This is a genomic window from Guyparkeria sp. SCN-R1, assembly GCF_003932495.1.
GTDB lineage: Bacteria > Pseudomonadota > Gammaproteobacteria > Halothiobacillales > Halothiobacillaceae > Guyparkeria.
This window is the reverse complement of sequence record NZ_QZMT01000019.1, coordinates 19,266-36,290: the sequence shown is the minus strand read 5'-3', so window position 1 is coordinate 36,290 and position 17,025 is coordinate 19,266. Positions and strand designations below refer to the sequence as shown.

Genomic DNA, 17,025 nt, shown 5'->3' with positions numbered 1-17,025 from the left:
GCGACGAGGGCTTTGGTGGCTATCTCGCTTTTACACCACTTGACTGGACACTACCTCAGTATGGTTAAATGTCCCGGTTCAGTTTCCTGACACTGCCCCGAAGTGCCCACCAGGCTTGGGCCGGGTCAGGGAACCACTAAAGATCCCAAGGATCCCGTCCCCTGCTGCACGCCGGGCCGGGAGCTGACCCTAACTGAAAACGAAAGGGGAGTTTTCAATGAGTCTTTCTCGTCGCGAATTTCTGCAGATGCTCGCCGTGGCCTCGGCTGCCGGCATCAACCTCGAGACCGCCCAGGCCGGCACCGGCACCCAGCGTGTAGCGAGCTCCGTGAAGGCGAACAACGCCTCGAGCAACATGTACGAAGTGCCCAAGTTCGGCAACGTGTCGATCCTGCACATGACCGACATGCACGCCCAGCTCAAGCCGGTCTATTTCCGCGAGCCGTCGATCAACCTCGGCGTTGGCTCTATGGAAGGCAACGCCCCGCACCTGGTCGGCGACAAGTTCCTCAAGCACTTCGGCCTCGAGCCGAACACCCCGGCCGCTCACGCCTTCACCTGCATCGACTTCGCCGAAGCGGCCAAGAAGTACGGCAAGGTCGGCGGCTTCGCGCACCTGCTCACCCTGATCAAGCACATGCGCGAGCAGCGTCCGGGCGCTTTCCTGCTGGACGGCGGCGACAACTGGCAGGGCAACGCCCTGGCCCTGTGGACCGACGCCCAGAGTCAGATCGACGCGATGAAGATCGCCAAGCCGGACTTCTTCACTTCGCACTGGGAAGCCACCTACACCGCCGATCGCATGCTCGAGGGCATCGCCGATCTGGAAGGCGCGACCGACTGTAACTTCGTCGCCCAGAACATCCGCGACTCCGACTTCATGGAGCGCGTCTTTAAGCCGTACGTCATCCGTGAGCAGAACGGCGTCAAGGTGGCGGTCGTCGGCCAGGCGTTCCCGTACACCTCGATCGCCAACCCGCGCTGGATGACCGAAGGCTGGACCTTCGGCATCCGTGACGACGAGATGCAGGATGCCGTTGACGCCGCCCGCGGCGAAGGCGCCGAGGTAGTCGTGGTCCTGTCGCACAATGGCATGGACGTGGATCTCAAGATGGCCAGCCGCGTTACCGGCATCGACGCGATCATGGGCGGTCACACCCACGACGCGGTTCCGACCCCGACCGTGGTCAAGAACCGCAGCGGCCAGACCCTGGTCACCAACGCCGGCTCCAACGCCAAGTACCTCGGCGTACTGGACTTCGACGTGCGCAACGGCAAGGTACAGGACTACAAGTACCACCTGCTGCCGGTCTTCTCCGACTTCATCGAGCCGGACAAGGAGATGCAGGAGTACATCGACAAGATGTACAGCCAGAACATCGAGTTCGAAGGCAAGAAGTTCAACGTCGGCGAGCGCACCTCCGACGTGCTGGCGACCAACGACGCCCTGCTCTACCGTCGCGGCAACTTCACCGGCACCTGGGACCAGCTGCTCTGCGATGCACTGATCGACGTCAACGACGCGCAGATCTCGTTCTCGCCGGGCGTTCGCTGGGGCACCTCCCTGATCCCGGGTGAGCCGATCACCTACGACGACATGATGACTCACGTGGCGCTGACCTACCCGAACGTCACCGTCAACGAGTTCACCGGCGAGCAGATCAAGGGCATCCTCGAGGACGTCTGCGACAACATCTTCAACACCGACCCCTACTACCAGCAGGGTGGCGACATGGTTCGCGTCGGTGGCCTGAAGTACGCCTGCGCGCCGAAGGCCGAGAAGGGCAAGCGCATCCTGGACATGGAGCTCGGCGGCGAGCCGATCGATCCGAAGAAGTCCTACAAGGTCGCCGGCTGGGCCTCGGTTGCCGAGCCGGGCAACATCCCGGGCGATACCGGCGAGATGATCTGGGACCAGATCGAGACTTGGCTGCGTGACCAGAAGCACATCAAGCCCGTCGAGCTCAACGAGCCGGTCCTCAAGGGCATGGACGGCAACCCGGGTTACACCAACAAGTGCTGATACCGGGGTCCCCTTCGGGGGATGCCTGAACCATCAAGGCCCCGCCAGCTGGCGGGGCCTTTTTCATGTTGGTCAGTTTTTTCAGGCGGACGGCGACGCCCCCGGCCGGAAACAGCCCCGGGCCCGATTCTTCTCCAGCTCGCCAAGCGGACGCACCAACCCGCTCATCGCCAGATAGACGCCGGGGCCGGGACACCCCTGCACGAACCCCAACGCCTGCCCGAGATTCAACGCCGGTTCGACCGGGTCGATCTCGTAGGGATACATGGCCCCCGTCAACACTACACAGCGGTCGGGAAACGCCCGGGAGAGCACCTCGCCCGTGCGCACCATGGTGTCGGTGCCGTGCACCACGATGATCGGAGCCGCCGGCCGCCGGCGCGCCGCTTTGGACAGCGAGGCGACGATGGCATCACGATCGGCCTCGGTCATGTCCAGGCTGTCCTTGCACACCGGCTCAAGCCAGTCGATATCGAGGTTCATCTCGGCCGACCGCAGAATCTCGCGTGCGGCCCGCGCGCCGGACTCGACAACCAGGGTGCCGTCGGTCGGACGATAGCACTTGTTGAACGTGCCCCCGGTATCTACCAGGATGATCGACAACGAGCCGTCCCGGCGCTCCTGAGCAACTCCCGCGCGTGTTTCCATGCCCTTTTCCCTGCCTGGTTTTATCTGGCCGGATGCGTTTGCCGGCCAAGTGAAGTAAAATGGCCGATTGATTCTAAAGGAAGCGTCGAGCGTCCCGGTATTCCCCGGCCAGGAGTGACCGCCACGGTAACTCATCCGGGTGGGTAACGACCGAGCCCAAGCTTACCGCGACGGCCGCCAACGGCACGCGAAGCCAACCGGCCGCACGACGCCTTCGACACGCCCCATCCACATTCGGTGCAGGCCGAGCAAGCCACGACTTCATGGACAACCAGCCGAAACGCTACATCGTCGAGTCAGTGACCAAGGCCGGCGCCCGATTCCGCCCGAGTGACTGGATCGATCGCATCTCGAGCTGGGATGCGACGTTTGCCCAGCACCGCCTGGTCTACTCGCAACGGCTGCACCCGGTGATGCTCAACGGACAGAAGGTCCTCGCCATCGAGCCGGGCCTCAAGACCGGCAACCGGCAGATGTTCGACTCGGTGATGCAGTTCATCGAGCGCAACAACCTCAAGATGCACGTCCAGTACCCGGACGGCCATCTCGAGGAATACACCGGCGACAACGCCCCCACGTCCCCGGACGCCGCGCCCTCATGACCCACAACCCGCCGCGTATCGGCTTCGTCAGCCTCGGCTGCCCGAAGGCGCTGGTCGACTCGGAACGCATCCTCACGCAGCTGCGCGCGGAGGGCTATGCCCTGTCCGACAGCTACGAGGGCGCGGAGCTGGTGATCATCAATACCTGCGGGTTCATCGACTCGGCGGTGCAGGAATCGCTCGACACCATCGGCGAGGCCCTGGACGAGAACGGTCGCGTCATCGTCACCGGTTGCCTGGGTGGCCGTGACGAAGGTGAGCTGGTGCGCCAGACGCACCCGAACGTGCTCGCCGTGACCGGCCCGCAGGCCTACCAGGAGGTGATGGACGCGGTCCACCAGCACCTGCCGCCGCGGTTCGACCCGTTCGTCGACGTGATGCCCGAGCCGGGCAGCCAGGCCCGAGGCAAGACCTCGGCACCCGTCAGTGACGAGGCGCTCGATACCGACACGGTGTCGCTCGAGGACGCGGTCGGCGTCAAGCTCACCCCGCGCCACTACGCCTACCTCAAGATTTCCGAAGGCTGCAACCATCGCTGCAGCTTCTGCATCATCCCCAGCCTGCGGGGCGATCTCGTCAGCCGCCCGATCGGCGAGGTGATGACCGAGGCCGAGAACCTGGTCAACGTCGGCGTACGCGAGCTGCTGGTCGTCTCCCAGGACACCAGCGCCTACGGCATCGACACCCGCTATCGGCTCGACTTCTGGGGCGGCCGCCCGCTCAAGACCCGTTTCCGCGAACTCGCGGCGGCCCTGGGCTCGCTGGATGCGTGGATACGGCTGCACTACGTCTACCCGTACCCGCACGTCGATGACGCGGTCGAGCTGATGGCCGAAGGGCTGATCCTGCCGTACCTGGACATCCCCTTCCAGCACGCCAGCCACCGCATCCTCAAGCTGATGAAGCGCCCGGCCTCCAGCGAGAACGTACTCAAGCGGATCGCCAAGTGGCGTGAGATCTGCCCGGAAATCACCATCCGTTCCACCTTCATCGTCGGTTTCCCCGGCGAGACGGAAGCGGAATTCCAGGAACTACTCGACTTCCTCGACGAGGCGCAACTCGACCGCGTGGGCGCCTTCGCCTACTCGCCGGTCGACGGCGCGACCGCGAACGACTTGCCCGACCCGGTGCCGGAGGACGTCAAGCAGGAGCGACTGGCGCGTTTCATGGAAAAGCAGGCGGCCATCAGTGCCGCCAAGCTGGCGAAAAAGGTGGGGCAGCGCATGCCGGTGCTGGTCGACGCCGTGGACGATTCCGGTGCGGTGGCGCGCAGCATGGCCGATGCCCCGGAGATCGACGGCGTGGTCTACCTGCCGGAAGTCACGGATGTCGCGCCCGGCGATTTCCTCGAGGTGGAGATCATCGAGGCGGACGAGCACGACCTGTGGGGCGTTCCCGTTCCCTGATGATCTCGGTCGAGGCACCGCCGCGAGCGATCCGCTCGTTCCATCGCGATGCCGAGGGTCACTGGTTCGCGCGTCTCGAATGCGGCCATCACCAGCACACCCGTCACGATCCGCCCTGGATCAACCGCCCCTGGGTGGAACAGAGTCTGGGGCGCATTGCCATGCTGGGCACGACGCTGCCATGCCGCAAATGCGCCGACGGGGCCGAACCTGACCCGCTGCCGCAACCGGCACCCTCGGAGGGAAATCGACCATGAGCGAAGAACGTCACTTCAAGCCGCTGAACATTGCCGTGTTGACCGTCTCCGACAGCCGCAGCCTGGCGGAGGATCGCTCTGGCGACCTGCTGGTCGAGCGCCTTGAGAGCGTCGGTCACCGGCTCTACGAACGCCAGTTGCGCCCGGACGACATCTACCAGATCCGCGCGGCCGTCTCGCAGTGGATCGCCGCACCCGATTGCGACGTGGTGATCACCACCGGGGGCACCGGCCTGACGGGCCGCGACGGCACCCCGGAGGCCGTCTCGGTACTGTTCGACAAGACCATCGACGGGTTCGGTGAGATGTTCCGCGCCCTGTCGTTCCAGACCATCGGCAGCTCGACCCTGCAGTCGCGCGCAACCGCCGGGGTCGCCAATCGCACCTACCTGTTCGTCCTGCCCGGCTCGACCGGTGCCTGCAAGGATGCCTGGGACAACCTGATCGAATCTCAGCTCGATTACCGCAAGCGTCCCTGCAACCTGGTCGAACTGATGCCGCGACTGACCGAGCGATAAGTCAGCCAGCAAACACGCCGATTCCCCACAGGCTCAGCCAGACGGCTACCAGGGCATAGACGCCAGCCAGCAGGTCGTCGAGCATGATGCCCAGCCCGCCGTGCACCCGCCGATCCAGCCAGCTGATCGGCCACGGCTTGATCACGTCGAACACCCGGAACCAGAGAAAGATCAGGGCCACCTGCCACCAGGTCTCCGGCAACGCCACGAACACCAACAACACCCCGACAATCTCATCGAAGACGATGCCGCCATGGTCGTGCACGCCCAGGCGTCGGCTCGCCTCGCCGCACAGATAGACCCCGACGACGGACAACACCAGGGTGGCGGCAAGGATCACGGTGATCACCGCCGCCTCACCCAAAGGTGCCGCGAGCGTCATCAACAACCAGCCCAGCAGAAGGCCCGGCAGCGTACCGACGGTGCCGGGTGCGCGCGGCGCCAACCCCGTTCCGCCACCGAAGGCGAGCCACATCACCGGGCTGCGCCCGAGATCCGCCACCCGAACCCGCCGCGAAGTTTTGGTGCCGATCATGCGCCCTCCTCGCCGAAATGGTCGTAGCCGCGTTGCCCCGGCAAGGGCCGCCCGGTTCGTTCCCGGATCGCGCCCACCGGTCCGGCATCGTCCAGCCGACCGATCATCGTCAGCCCCCAGGCCGGGTCCAGTGCTAACCCGGGCGGCAGGGCAAGCAGCAACTCGTAGTCATCGCCCCCACCCAGCATCTGGTCGATAGCCGCGGGCTGGGTATCGAGCCAGTGTCTTGCCGCCGATGACAGGGGGATGGCGTCGAGGTCGATTTCCGCCGAAAGTCCGCTGGCACCCAGCATGTGACCGAGGTCCTGGAGCAGTCCATCGGAGATATCCAGACCGGCTGCCTGCCCGCATAGCGCCTGCCCGGTGGCCAATCGCGGCTCCGGGCGGTCGAGTCGATCGAGGAGATAGGCACGATCGGCCTCGGGCAGTTCGGCAGGCACCTGGTCCGGTTGCAGAGCCACGATCAGGCCCAGCGCGGCATCGCCGACGGTGCCGGTGACCGCCAACCGGTCGCCGGCGCGCGCACCGTCTCGCCGGATCGCGGTGCCGCTGGCAACCGAACCGAAGGCGGTGATCGACAGGGTCAGCTGCGGGGAGCGCACGGTGTCGCCGCCGACGAGATTGCAGCCCCAGCGATCCGCGGCCGCACGCAGGCCGCCAGAGAAGCGTTCCAGCCAGGCTTCGTCGGTCTCGGGCAGGCCCAGCGACAAGGTGAAGCCGAGCGGGGTCGCGCCCATCGCGGCCAGATCGGAGAGATTCACCGCCAGCGCCTTGTGGGCAATGGCGTCGGGGGCGGTCGATTCGGGGAAATGCCGACCGGCGATCAGCATGTCGGTGGCGATCACCACCTGCCGGCCCGGTGGCGGGGCCAGGATCGCGGCATCGTCACCGCCGGCAAGGACCACCTCGGAGTTCACCGGAGCCCAGTCAAAATAGCGATGGATCAGGTCGAATTCCTGCATGTCGACCAGTCTCCTTTCGGACGACCCGACGGGGCGAGGGCCGTCAGTCCCGGCGGCGGGGTTCGGTAGGGCGGGTGCGGTCGGCCAGCCGATCGAGCACGCCATTGACGTAGCGATGCCCATCGGTCGCGCCGAAGCGCTTGGCCAGCTCGACCGCCTCGTTGATCACGATCGCGCGCGGGGTCTCGAGCATGTGCGTCAGCTCGAAGGCACCCAGACGGAGGATGGCGTGCTCGATCGGGTCGAGCTCATGCACCGGACGATCCAGGTGCGGCTCGATGGCCGAATCGAGTTCGGCGGCATGCTGCTCGACACCACGCAGGATGCGCCGGAACAACTCGAGATCGATACGCAGCATGAAGGCATCCTCCATGAACTGCGCCTCGAGCTGGTCGAGCGGAATCGGGTTCATCAACTGCTGGTAGAGCCCCTGTGCGGCCCGCTCACGCGCCCAGCGCCGTTGTTTACGCGCCGGCGAGGACTTGCCGCCACGGCCCGAGGAGCGTTCCTCGGTACCGCGCGGGTCCTCTTCGCCGCCGTGGGACTCATCCTGGGGAAACTGCTTGATCATGGGCGCTTAGGCAATCTGGTCGATCTGATCGAGAAGATTGACCATCTCGATGGCGGTGGCGGCGGCTTCCGAGCCCTTGTTGCCGGCCTTGCTGCCGGCGCGTTCCATCGCTTGGTCGACCGTGTCGGTCGTCAGCACGCCGAAGATCACCGGCATGTCGAAATCGGTCGCCACGCCGGCGATCCCCTTGGCCGCCTCGCCCGCGACGTAGTCGAAGTGCGGCGTCGCGCCACGGATGACCGCGCCCAGGCAGATGATCGCGTCGAACTTCTCGCTCGCGGCGACCCGCTGGGCCACCAGCGGCAGCTCGAAGGAGCCCGGCGCCATCACCACCGTGATCTGGGCCGGGTCGATGCCGTGCCGACGCAGGGTGTCGATCGCTCCGTCGCGCAACCGGTCGACCACCTGCGCGTTCCAGCGCGTCGCCACGATGGCGTAACGTCCCGGGCGGGCCGTCAGCCCGCCTTCGATCACCTGAACTTCATTCATGCCTGTCTGTCCCGTGAGCGGCGGTCATTCCGCCTCGTCGTGAATGTAGTCAACCACTTCCAGGCCGAAGCCGGCCAGGGCATGGAAGCGTTTGGGCGCGCTCATCACGCGCATCTGGCGGACGCCCAGATCCTTGAGGATCTGGGCACCCACCCCGTAGTTTCGCAGTTCTTCGACCTCGCCCCCGGCCGGCGGTGACGAGGGCTGCTCCCACCCTTGCAGCTGGCGCAGCATCTCGTCCTCGTTGGGGGTCGAGCGCAGCACCACGGCCACGCCCGTTTCCATCTCACCCAGCCGGGCCAGCACGTCGGAGAACGGCCAGCCGCAATCGCGGCCCTGCGGCTCGAACAGGTCGCAGACCGCATGATGCACGTGCACCCGTACCGGGGTGGGCGTCTCGGCATCCGGCGTGCCGCGCACCGCGGCAAACTGCAACTGCCCGCTGGTGAAGTCCTTGTAGGCATGCAGTGTGAATCGGCCGTGACGCGTGTCGATCTCGGTGGCGAACTGGTGCTCGACCGAGCGCTCGTGGCGCATGCGGTAGCGGATCAAGTCCTCGATCGAGCCGATCTTGATGTCGTGCTCGGCGGCGAAGCGCTCCAGGTCCGGACGGCGCGCCATCGAGCCGTCCTCGTTGAGGATCTCGACGATCACCGCCGACGGCTCGCGCGCCTCGGCCAATCGCGCCAGGTCCACGCCCGCCTCGGTGTGGCCGGCACGCGCCAGCACGCCACCGGGTCGCGCCATCAGCGGAAAGACGTGTCCCGGCTGGACCAGGTCGGACGGCTTGGCTTCAGGGGCCACCGCCGTGCGAATGGTGGTAGCGCGGTCGGCGGCCGAGATGCCGGTGGTCACGCCGCGCGCGGCCTCGATCGAGACGGTGAACGCCGTCTGGAAGGCCTCGCGGGTGCGGCTGACCATCAGCGGCAGTTCCAGTTGCTCGCAACGCGGCTGCGACAGCGTCAGGCAAATCAACCCGCGTCCGTAGCGCGCCATGAAGTTGATGTCTTCGGGGCGCACCTGCTCGGCCAGCATGACCAGATCGCCCTCGTTCTCGCGATCCTCGTCATCGACAATGATGACCATGCGCCCGGCGCGCAGGTCGTCGAGGATCTCGTCAATGGAACTAAAGCTCATAGGGTCTCTCAGCGCCGTCGAAGGCAATCGGTGATTGTATCATCGCGGGGCCGACTGTAGACCATCCGCCCACCAAGCCGGCCCGGTCGACTCAGGTCAGGGCCTGATAGGGGCTCTGCCCGCCGGTACCGGCAGTCCCCTCGCCCGCCTGCAGCAGGCGCTCGAGGTAACGGGCCATCAGGTCCACCTCCAGGTTGACCTGCCGCCCGGGCCGGTACTCACCCATGATGGTCACGTCGAGCGTGTGCGGGATGATGGTCAGGCGACAGCGCGTCCCGCTGACCTCGTTGACCGTCAGGCTCACGCCGTCGATGGCGACCGAGCCCTTCTTGGCGACGTAACGCGCCAGCTCCGGTGGCACGCGCAACCAGAACTCGGTGGCCCGCGCCTCGTTACGTCGCGCATCGATGATCGCCAGCCCATCGACGTGGCCGCTGACCAGGTGCCCGCCCAGCGGGGTGGCCAGCGTGAGCGCCGGCTCGAGATTGACGCGCGAACCGGGGGCCAGTTGCCCAACCGTGGTCAGGCGCAAGGTCTCGGCCGAGCAATCAACCGAAAAGCGGTCGCCCTCGAGATCGGTGACCGTCAGGCAGACGCCGTTGACAGCGATGCTGTCGCCGATGGCGGTGTTCGCCAGATCAAGCCCCGGGGCATCGATGGTCAGGCGCGCGTCGCCGCCCGTGGGGGTCTGCTCGACCAGGGTGCCGACGGTCTGGATGATGCCGGTGAACATGGGTTCTCTCCGCAGGTAGTGGGCGGTCGCGAACGTCAGCGGACCGGCCGCAGGGTCAGGCGCAGGTCGTCGGCCAGGCGCGTCTCGTCGACCAGCGTCCAGCGGGTCGCGTCGGCCAGTGCACTCGGCTCGGGCAGCGCCAGTGCCGGCCGGGCTTGGTGGCCGAGCAGCACCGGCGCCTGGTAGACGACCAGCTCGTCGCACAGCCCGGCGGCGACGAACGCACCAGCCAGTTTGGCGCCCGCCTCGACCAGCACCTCGTTGATTTCCCGCCGCGCCAGGTCGGCCAGAATGAAATCCAGGTCGAGGCCCAGCCGGGGGGCAGTCGGTGCCTCGATCAGGGTCGCCTCACGCTTGAGCAGGGCCTCGCGGTGGACGCCATCATTGGCATCGCGGGTGTAGATCCACACCGGCCCCGGTGCATCGAAGATCGCGGCAAAGGGCGGCAGGCGCAGGCCCGAGTCGAGCACCACGCGCACCGGCTGGCGCACCTCGCCCTCGATACCCAATTCCTCGGCCGACAGGCGCACGTTCAGGCGCGCGCTGTCGGTCAGCACGGTGTCGATGCCGCTCAGGACCGCGCACTGGCGCGCGCGCAGGAACTGCACGTCATGCCGCGCCGCCTCGCCGGTGATCCACTGGCTCTCGCCGCTGGCCAGCGCACTGCGCCCGTCGAGCGACTGGGCCACCTTGACCGTCACCCAGGGCCGCCCGCGCTCCATGCGCGAGACGAATCCCGGGTTGAGCGCGCGGGCCGCCGCCGGGGCGATCGCCTCGACCACCTCGACCCCCGCCTCGCGCAAAAAGGCATGTCCGCGCCCCGCCACCTGCGGGTTGGGATCGTTCATGGCGGTGACCACGCGGGCCACACCGGCCTGAACCAGTTGCGGCGCGCAGGCCGGCGTACGGCCCACGTGGCTGCAGGGCTCGAGCGTCACGTAAGCCGTCGACCCGTGTGCCTTCTCCCCGGCAGCACGCAGGGCGTGCACCTCGGCATGTGGCTCGCCGGCGCGGGCGTGGAAGCCCTCGCCGACGATCTTGCCGTCACGGACCAGCACGCAGCCCACACGCGGGTTGGGCGAGGTGGTGTAGCGCCCACGCTCGGCCAACGCCAGCGCGTGATTCATCCATTGTCGATCCTGGTGGGCCACGGGCCGATCCTCATGGGACGCGCGCCGGTCGGCGGCCTCAGTTGGCATCGCCGATCAGGGGCAATTGATGATCCGGGTCGCTGATCACGTCGTTGGCCAGCGATTCGATCGCGTCGCGGAAGGCCTCGACGCTGTCGAAGCTCAGGTAGACCGAGGCAAAGCGGATGTAGGCGACGTGGTCGAGCCTACGCAATTGGGCCATCACCATGTCGCCGATCTCGCGGGCGGCGATCTCGCGCTCGCCGCGACTCCTGAGCTGGCGTTCGATCTGCTCGATCGCCTCTTCGACCCGGCGGGTCGGCACGGGACGTTTTTCCAGCGCGCGCATCAGGCCGTCGCGCAGCTTGCGATCGTCGAAGTTCTGTCGCGCGCCGTTGGACTTGACCACCCGCGGCATTTGCCGATCGGCCCGTTCGTAGGTGGTGAATCGCTGACCGCAGGCGGCACATTCGCGCCGGCGACGGATGCCCTCGCCGGCGTCGATCGCCCGCGAGTCGATCACGCGGGTGTCGTCATTGCCACAGATCGCGCAGCGCATGCCGTGCCCCGAATCGGCCGATCAGGCCCGGTTGGCCTCGTAGACCGGCAGGCGACGGCAGAGCGCGGTCACCTTCTCGCGCACCGCCTCGATCACCGCATCGTTCTCGATGTCGTCGATGATGTCGCACATCCAGCCGGCCAGATCACGGGACTCGTCGACGCCGAAGCCGCGCGTGGTGATCGCCGCGGTGCCCACCCGGATGCCCGAGGTGACGAACGGCGATTGCGGGTCGTTGGGCACGGCGTTCTTGTTGACCGTGATGTGGGCCCTCCCCAGCGCCTCGTCGACCGCCTTGCCGGTCAGGCCGCGCTTGACGAAGCTGACCAGGAACAGGTGGTTGTCGGTGCCGCCGGAGACCACGTCGATGCCGCGATCGACGAACACCTGCGCCATGGTGCGCGCGTTGTCGATCACCTGCTGCTGGTAGGTCTTGAAGTCGGGCTCGAGCGCCTCCTTGAAGGCCACCGCCTTGCCGGCGATCGCGTGCATCAACGGGCCGCCCTGGGTGCCCGGGAAGATCCGCGACTGGAATTTCTTCTCCAGGTCCGGGTCGGCCTTGGCGATGATGATGCCGCCGCGCGGGCCGCGCAGGGTCTTGTGCGTGGTCGAGGTGACCACGTGGGCGTGCGGCACCGGGTTCGGGTAGAGACCGGCGGCAACCAGGCCCGAGACATGGGCCATGTCGACCATCAGGTAGGCGCCCACCGCATCGGCGATCTCCCGGAAACGCGCCCAGTCCAGCACGCGCGAGTAGGCGGAGAAGCCGGCGATGATCATCTTCGGCTTGTGCTCCTTGGCCAGGCGCTCGACCTCGTCGTAGTCGACGTAGCCCTCGGCATCGATACCGTACTGAACGGCGTGGTAGATGCGCCCGGAGAAGTTGGGCTTGGCACCGTGGGTCAGGTGACCGCCGGCATCCAGGCTCATGCCGAGTACGGTATCGCCCGGCTCGACCAGTGCCTGGAACACCGCGGCGTTGGCCTGCGAGCCCGAATGCGGCTGGACATTGGCGTAGTCGGCGCCGAAGAGTTCCTTCACCCGATCGATCGCCAGCTGCTCGGCCACGTCCACGAACTCGCAGCCGCCGTAGTAGCGCTTGCCCGGGTAGCCCTCGGCGTACTTGTTGGTCAGCACGGAGCCCTGGGCCTCCATGACGCGCGGGCTGGCGTAGTTCTCCGAGGCGATCAGCTCGACGTGATCTTCCTGGCGGCGCACCTCGGCGTTGATCGCATCAGCAAGTTCCGGGTCGTAGCCCGCGATGGTCATGGACTTGGCAAACATGGAGTCGGCTCCTGACAAAGGGGAAAATCAAATCCGGGGCGAACTCGACGCGTCGAGGCCGCGAAACACAAGCGGCCGCCCCAGCGCGGGCGCGGGCGACCGAACAATGCCGCGAATTCTAGCATGTTGCGGCCGGTCGCCTGCCCGGTACATGGGAGCGGTATGCAACAACGGCATGAATCCGCGTCATGGCAACCCGCTGCGGCCAGAGGATCGACAAAACCCCGCCGGCTCGCGACAATGGCCCCATTCAATATCCCGCAACCGGCATGGGAGCACTCACGTGATGATGACCGACAACGACCGCGACGCCCTGGTCGACTTTCTCGCCCGCCACGTCGACACGCAGATCCTGACCCACGCCGAGGTCAGCGCGTTTCTCGACTTCTGCGATTTCGAGATCATCGAGCGCGGCCGGATCATCGCCGACATCGGTGAAGTGGGCGAGTCGCTCTACTTCCTGCTCGACGGCACGGCCGAACTGATCGTCGGCCCGACCACCAACGAGGTGCCGGTCGGCCAGATCCACGCCGGCGAGATGCTCGGCGAAATGAGCTTCTTCGATCGCCAGCCACGCAATGTGCGCATGCGGGCCCGCTCGTCGGTGCGACTGCTCCGCCTGCCGCGCGAGAAGTACAACCGCCTGCGCCTCGAGCACCCGGTGTTTACCGTGCTGCTGCTCGAGTACGCGATCGTCAGCCTCGATCACCTCTACCGGCGCACCAGCACCGACGTCGCCCAGCTCAACCAGTACATCCACAGCATGGGCGGTTAACACGAGGGGCCGAAATGCCGGGTCAAGGCGGCACCGGATTGTATGCAGGCCTTCCTTGACGACGTGTCCTGACTACCCCCGCCGCAGGCGCAGGGCGTTGCCGATCACGGCAATCGAACTGAGCGACATGCCGATTGCCGCGAGCCAGGGCTGCACGAAGCCCAGCGCGGCAATCGGGATGGCGATGGCGTTGTACCAGACCGACCAGGTCAGGTTCTGGTGGATCACGCCCATGGTCCGCCGGGCATAACCCACCGCGAAGGCCGTCTCGGCCACCCGGTCGTTGAGCAGCACCATGTCCGCGCTGTGCTTGGCGACCGCCGTGCCGCCGCCCATCGCCATGGAGACGTCCGCGCAGGCGAGCACCGGCGCGTCGTTGACCCCGTCACCGACCATCAGCACCCGCCCGCCGTCGGCCTGCAGCGAGGCGACGCGTTCCATCTTGTCTTCGGGCAACAGGCCACCCTCGGCGTGGTCCACGCCCAGGTGCCGGCCGATCATCGCGGCCCGGTCGGGCTGGTCGCCGGACAGCAGCCACACCGAGACCCCCTGCCCCTTGAGCCGCTCCACCACCTCGGCGGCGTCGTCGCGCAAGCGATCGCTGAGCACGGCGCGGGCGATCGGCGTGGAACCTCGCGCCACCCAGACCACCAGCTCGTCGACCGCCGCCTCGCGTTCGGGAAGGGCGATCCCCAGCTCATCCATCAGGCGGGCGTTGCCGACGGCAACGCGCTCACCATCGACGTACCCGCTCACGCCTCGCCCGCTGGCGCTCTCGACCTCCGTGACCGCCGGCGCCGCTCCGTGAGCGTGCTCGTTGCCCCAGGCGGCGAGCGCCCGACCGACGGGGTGGTCGGCGTACTGCTCGAGGGCCGCGACCATGTCCGCCAGGCGCGCGGAGTCCACATCGGCGAGGGGTTCCATGTCACGCACCATCAGCTCGCCGGTGGTCAGGGTGCCGGTCTTGTCGAACACCACGTGGGTGACCCGCGCCAGGCCTTCCAGGGCCCGCCCCCGGGTGACCAGCAAGCCCGAACGGGTCAGGCGCCCCACCGCCACGGCGATCGCCGCGGGCGTGGCCAGCGACAGCGAACAGGGGCAGGTGATCGCCAGGATCGCCACGGCGATCCAGAACGCGCGAGACGGGTCGATCACCAGCCAGGCGGCCGTGACCAGCGCGGTGGTGACCAGCAGGCCGATGACGAACTTGCGCGCGAAGCGGTCGGCCGTCTCGGCGATCCGCGGTTTTTGCGACTGGGCCCGGTCGATCAGTCGGACGATCGAGGACACCATCGTGTCCTGGCCGACCTTGTCGACCTCGACCACCAGCGGGCTTTCGGTGTTGACGGTACCCGCCGAGACGCGATCGCCGGCGCGCTTGAACTCCGGCAGGCTCTCGCCGGTCAGCATCGAGGCGTTGACGCCGCTCTCACCCTCGATCACCACCCCGTCGGCGGGCACCGGCCCGCCGGGCCGGACGAGGATGCGATCACCGGGGACCAGGTCGAATGCCGGGATGACCGCCACCGAGCCGTCGGACTCGAAGCGATTGGCGACCTGCGGCACCAGCTTGTTCAGTGATTCGGCCAGCTCGCCGGCCTTGTGGCGCGCACCCTGCTCCAGGAACCGCCCCGCGAGCAGCAGGAAGATGAACATGGTGACCGAGTCAAAGTAGACCTCGCCGCTGTGCGTGAGCACCGCGTAGACGCTGCCGCCGTAGGCCAGCAGGATGCTGATCGACACGGGCAGATCCATGCTCACCCGTCGCTGTTTCAAGTCCCGCCAGGCTGGCCGGAAGAAGGCCTGGCCCGAATAGAGCACGATCGGGGTCGACAGCACCAGGCTGACCCACCAGAAGAAGTACCGCAGATCCTCGGACAGGTCGAGGAAGTCGCCGAAATACAGCGACATCGAAATCATCATGACCTGCAGGTAGACCAGCCCGGCGACCGCCAGGCGACGCATCATGTCGTGGCGTTCGCGCCGATAGACGCGGTCCTGGCGATCAGGATCGTAGGGATAGGCACGATAGCCGATGGCCGCAATCGCGCGCAGGATCTCGGAGAGTTGCACCTGCGTGTTGTCCCAGACCACCTGGGCGCGGTGCGTGGTGAAGTTCACCGAGAAGGATTCCACTCCGGGCAACTGGCGGACGTGGCGTTCGGAAAGCCAGATGCAGGCCGCGCAGACGATGCCCTCGAGAATCAGCGATGCCTCGCGCCGGTCGCCCTCGCGGTTGGCGACGAACGACTTCTGCATCTCGGGCCGGTCGTAGATCGCCAGTTCCTCGAGCACGCGTTCGAGATCTTCATCCGGACGCGGCGAGGCTTCGGTGCGGTGGCGGTAGTACTCTTCCATGTCGGCCTCGACGATCGCCTGGGCGACCGCCTGACAGCCGGGGCAGCACATGTCGCGCTCCTCACCGAGTACGCGGGTCCGGTAGTCCGCCCCCGTGGGCACGGGCAGGCCACAATGGAAGCAAGCCGCGGCGCTCTCCGGCGTCGCGGCTTCGGGGCGAATCTCGCTCATCGGATCGGCAGACATCGGGCGGGCAGGCGCTTCAATCGATCACCGGCGTTCAGTGGGCGGCGACGTCGGTCATGCCGCGCAGTTGATGGGTTTCGCCGTCACGTCGAACGTCGACGATGATCTCCCAGCGGCCTGGCCGTGTCGGCGTGATGCCCGCCTGGTACATGCCGGGCTTCACTTCGTCGAGCTGGCGCGTGAAATCGAGCGACTTGCTCGAAAAACGCAGGAAGTGCGCCGTCACCTCGGCCCCCTCGACCGGCTGTCCCGCCTCGTCGAGCACCTGGATCTGGAACGGTGTGGACTGGCCGACCACCGGCTCGCCCAGCCAGCCGCGATGGACCCGCCAGCCACGCTTGTCCTGCGCATCGCGCATGGCATCGTAGGCTTGGAACTGCTTTGCCTTCTCCTGGTAGTCATGAGCGACCGTGCCGGGAAAATAGGAGGTGGCCACCGGGCCGCCCTGCGGCTCGGGGAGGATCTGGCGCGCCACGTTCTCGCTCAGGCCGGTGGTCGCGATGGTCAGAAAGATCGAATCGAGCAGGATGATCACGGCAAAGAAGGCGATGATGGTCGCCGGCCCGGCGTGGAATACCATCTTGTGCGAGTCGGCGTGTTTCGGCGGGGACATCAGCCCGAGGATGAACGCGGTCATCACCAGAATAGCCGCGACCATCGCCACGACATCCAGCCCCGGCCAGTTGATGATGGCATAGGGAGCATAGGCCGCCAGCGCCAACACGCCCAGGATAAAGGCGATCTGGCGGCCGGCGGTGGGAAAACGCCAGCGCAGCAGGAAGAACAGGATCGGAATGATGGTCATGCCGAGCGCGGCAGGCAGCAATACAGCCATGGTCAGGAATCCGGTTG

The 17,025-nt window shown here is 66.8% G+C and carries 18 protein-coding genes; 6 read left to right on the top strand and 12 right to left on the bottom strand.

Annotation, left to right across the window (positions count from 1 at the left end; translation table 11 throughout):
• Positions 1-217 precede the first annotated feature (217 nt).
• Positions 218-2,023 (top strand): thiosulfohydrolase SoxB, encoded by a 1,806-nt coding sequence (soxB, locus tag D5687_RS09755; RefSeq protein ID WP_125199589.1) that lies wholly within the window; start codon positions 218-220, stop codon positions 2,021-2,023.
• 81 nt (positions 2,024-2,104) lie between these two features.
• On the opposite strand, the gene D5687_RS09750 is transcribed toward soxB, so the two are convergent.
• Complete coding sequence (locus D5687_RS09750; RefSeq protein ID WP_158611851.1) at positions 2,105-2,671, bottom strand: asparaginase domain-containing protein; 567 nt, start codon at positions 2,669-2,671, stop codon at positions 2,105-2,107.
• A gap of 263 nt (positions 2,672-2,934) precedes the next feature.
• On the opposite strand from D5687_RS09750, the gene D5687_RS09745 reads away from it, so the two are divergent.
• The 4 genes from D5687_RS09745 to moaB are packed head-to-tail and all read left to right on the top strand — an operon-like array spanning position 2,935 to position 5,454.
• Complete coding sequence (locus D5687_RS09745; RefSeq protein WP_125199587.1) at positions 2,935-3,273, top strand: DUF3579 domain-containing protein; 339 nt, start codon at positions 2,935-2,937, stop codon at positions 3,271-3,273.
• Positions 3,270-4,679, top strand: coding sequence for a 30S ribosomal protein S12 methylthiotransferase RimO (gene rimO / locus D5687_RS09740; protein WP_125199586.1), 1,410 nt, complete (start codon positions 3,270-3,272; stop codon positions 4,677-4,679). Before D5687_RS09745 ends, rimO begins: the two co-directional genes overlap by 4 nt.
• Positions 4,658-4,936 (top strand): DUF3565 domain-containing protein, encoded by a 279-nt coding sequence (locus tag D5687_RS09735; RefSeq protein WP_255410311.1) that lies wholly within the window; start codon positions 4,658-4,660, stop codon positions 4,934-4,936. Before rimO ends, D5687_RS09735 begins: the two co-directional genes overlap by 22 nt.
• Positions 4,933-5,454, top strand: coding sequence for a molybdenum cofactor biosynthesis protein B (moaB, locus tag D5687_RS09730; protein WP_125199585.1), 522 nt, complete (start codon positions 4,933-4,935; stop codon positions 5,452-5,454). Before D5687_RS09735 ends, moaB begins: the two co-directional genes overlap by 4 nt.
• 1 nt (position 5,455) lies before the next feature.
• Here the strand turns inward: moaB and D5687_RS09725 are convergent, their stop codons facing one another.
• The 9 genes from D5687_RS09725 to glyA form a co-directional block, all read right to left on the bottom strand.
• The gene (locus D5687_RS09725) at positions 5,456-5,989 is read right to left on the bottom strand and encodes a phosphatidylglycerophosphatase A (protein WP_125199584.1); all 534 of its coding nucleotides are present in this window, start codon (positions 5,987-5,989) and stop codon (positions 5,456-5,458) included.
• On the bottom strand, positions 5,986-6,951 hold the full coding sequence (gene thiL / locus D5687_RS09720; protein ID WP_125199583.1) for a thiamine-phosphate kinase: 966 nt from the start codon (positions 6,949-6,951) through the stop codon (positions 5,986-5,988). Before thiL ends, D5687_RS09725 begins: the two co-directional genes overlap by 4 nt.
• Before the next feature lie 43 nt (positions 6,952-6,994).
• Complete coding sequence (gene nusB / locus D5687_RS09715) at positions 6,995-7,522, bottom strand: transcription antitermination factor NusB (protein ID WP_125199582.1); 528 nt, start codon at positions 7,520-7,522, stop codon at positions 6,995-6,997.
• A 6-nt stretch (positions 7,523-7,528) separates the two neighbouring features.
• Entirely contained in the window at positions 7,529-8,011 is a 483-nt protein-coding gene (gene ribE / locus D5687_RS09710; protein WP_125199581.1) for a 6,7-dimethyl-8-ribityllumazine synthase, read from the bottom strand.
• 24 nt (positions 8,012-8,035) lie between these two features.
• Positions 8,036-9,148 carry a 3,4-dihydroxy-2-butanone-4-phosphate synthase gene (gene ribB / locus D5687_RS09705; RefSeq protein ID WP_125199580.1) on the bottom strand — a complete coding sequence of 371 codons (1,113 nt, stop codon included), beginning with the start codon at positions 9,146-9,148 and terminating at the stop codon, positions 8,036-8,038.
• Positions 9,149-9,239: 91 nt separating this feature from the next.
• Positions 9,240-9,881, bottom strand: coding sequence for a riboflavin synthase (locus D5687_RS09700; protein ID WP_125199579.1), 642 nt, complete (start codon positions 9,879-9,881; stop codon positions 9,240-9,242).
• A 35-nt stretch (positions 9,882-9,916) separates the two neighbouring features.
• Positions 9,917-11,008: a bifunctional diaminohydroxyphosphoribosylaminopyrimidine deaminase/5-amino-6-(5-phosphoribosylamino)uracil reductase RibD gene (gene ribD, locus D5687_RS09695; RefSeq protein ID WP_125199578.1), complete on the bottom strand. Its 1,092-nt coding sequence runs from the start codon at positions 11,006-11,008 to the stop codon at positions 9,917-9,919.
• Between the two features lie 61 nt (positions 11,009-11,069).
• The gene (gene nrdR, locus D5687_RS09690; protein ID WP_125199577.1) at positions 11,070-11,570 is read right to left on the bottom strand and encodes a transcriptional regulator NrdR; all 501 of its coding nucleotides are present in this window, start codon (positions 11,568-11,570) and stop codon (positions 11,070-11,072) included.
• Positions 11,571-11,591: 21 nt separating this feature from the next.
• On the bottom strand, positions 11,592-12,854 hold the full coding sequence (glyA, locus tag D5687_RS09685; RefSeq protein WP_125199576.1) for a serine hydroxymethyltransferase: 1,263 nt from the start codon (positions 12,852-12,854) through the stop codon (positions 11,592-11,594).
• Between the two features lie 286 nt (positions 12,855-13,140).
• On the opposite strand from glyA, the gene D5687_RS09680 reads away from it, so the two are divergent.
• Positions 13,141-13,629, top strand: coding sequence for a Crp/Fnr family transcriptional regulator (locus tag D5687_RS09680; RefSeq protein ID WP_125199575.1), 489 nt, complete (start codon positions 13,141-13,143; stop codon positions 13,627-13,629).
• 72 nt (positions 13,630-13,701) lie between these two features.
• On the opposite strand, the gene D5687_RS09675 is transcribed toward D5687_RS09680, so the two are convergent.
• On the bottom strand, positions 13,702-16,158 hold the full coding sequence (locus D5687_RS09675; RefSeq protein ID WP_240031477.1) for a heavy metal translocating P-type ATPase: 2,457 nt from the start codon (positions 16,156-16,158) through the stop codon (positions 13,702-13,704).
• Positions 16,159-16,207: 49 nt separating this feature from the next.
• The gene (locus D5687_RS09670) at positions 16,208-17,008 is read right to left on the bottom strand and encodes a FixH family protein (RefSeq protein ID WP_125199573.1); all 801 of its coding nucleotides are present in this window, start codon (positions 17,006-17,008) and stop codon (positions 16,208-16,210) included.
• Positions 17,009-17,025 lie beyond the last annotated feature (17 nt).

Coding starts and splice junctions, on each gene's coding strand:
- soxB (WP_125199589.1), top strand. CDS start 218: ATGAGTCTTTCTCGTCGCGAATTTCTGCAGATGCTCGCCGTGGCCTCG.
- D5687_RS09750 (WP_158611851.1), bottom strand. CDS start 2,671: ATGGAAACACGCGCGGGAGTTGCTCAGGAGCGCCGGGACGGCTCGTTG.
- D5687_RS09745 (WP_125199587.1), top strand. CDS start 2,935: ATGGACAACCAGCCGAAACGCTACATCGTCGAGTCAGTGACCAAGGCC.
- rimO (WP_125199586.1), top strand. CDS start 3,270: ATGACCCACAACCCGCCGCGTATCGGCTTCGTCAGCCTCGGCTGCCCG.
- moaB (WP_125199585.1), top strand. CDS start 4,933: ATGAGCGAAGAACGTCACTTCAAGCCGCTGAACATTGCCGTGTTGACC.
- D5687_RS09725 (WP_125199584.1), bottom strand. CDS start 5,989: ATGATCGGCACCAAAACTTCGCGGCGGGTTCGGGTGGCGGATCTCGGG.
- thiL (WP_125199583.1), bottom strand. CDS start 6,951: ATGCAGGAATTCGACCTGATCCATCGCTATTTTGACTGGGCTCCGGTG.
- nusB (WP_125199582.1), bottom strand. CDS start 7,522: ATGATCAAGCAGTTTCCCCAGGATGAGTCCCACGGCGGCGAAGAGGAC.
- ribE (WP_125199581.1), bottom strand. CDS start 8,011: ATGAATGAAGTTCAGGTGATCGAAGGCGGGCTGACGGCCCGCCCGGGA.
- ribB (WP_125199580.1), bottom strand. CDS start 9,148: ATGAGCTTTAGTTCCATTGACGAGATCCTCGACGACCTGCGCGCCGGG.
- D5687_RS09700 (WP_125199579.1), bottom strand. CDS start 9,881: ATGTTCACCGGCATCATCCAGACCGTCGGCACCCTGGTCGAGCAGACC.
- ribD (WP_125199578.1), bottom strand. CDS start 11,008: ATGAATCACGCGCTGGCGTTGGCCGAGCGTGGGCGCTACACCACCTCG.
- nrdR (WP_125199577.1), bottom strand. CDS start 11,570: ATGCGCTGCGCGATCTGTGGCAATGACGACACCCGCGTGATCGACTCG.
- glyA (WP_125199576.1), bottom strand. CDS start 12,854: ATGTTTGCCAAGTCCATGACCATCGCGGGCTACGACCCGGAACTTGCT.
- D5687_RS09680 (WP_125199575.1), top strand. CDS start 13,141: ATGATGACCGACAACGACCGCGACGCCCTGGTCGACTTTCTCGCCCGC.
- D5687_RS09675 (WP_240031477.1), bottom strand. CDS start 16,158: ATGAGCGAGATTCGCCCCGAAGCCGCGACGCCGGAGAGCGCCGCGGCT.
- D5687_RS09670 (WP_125199573.1), bottom strand. CDS start 17,008: ATGGCTGTATTGCTGCCTGCCGCGCTCGGCATGACCATCATTCCGATC.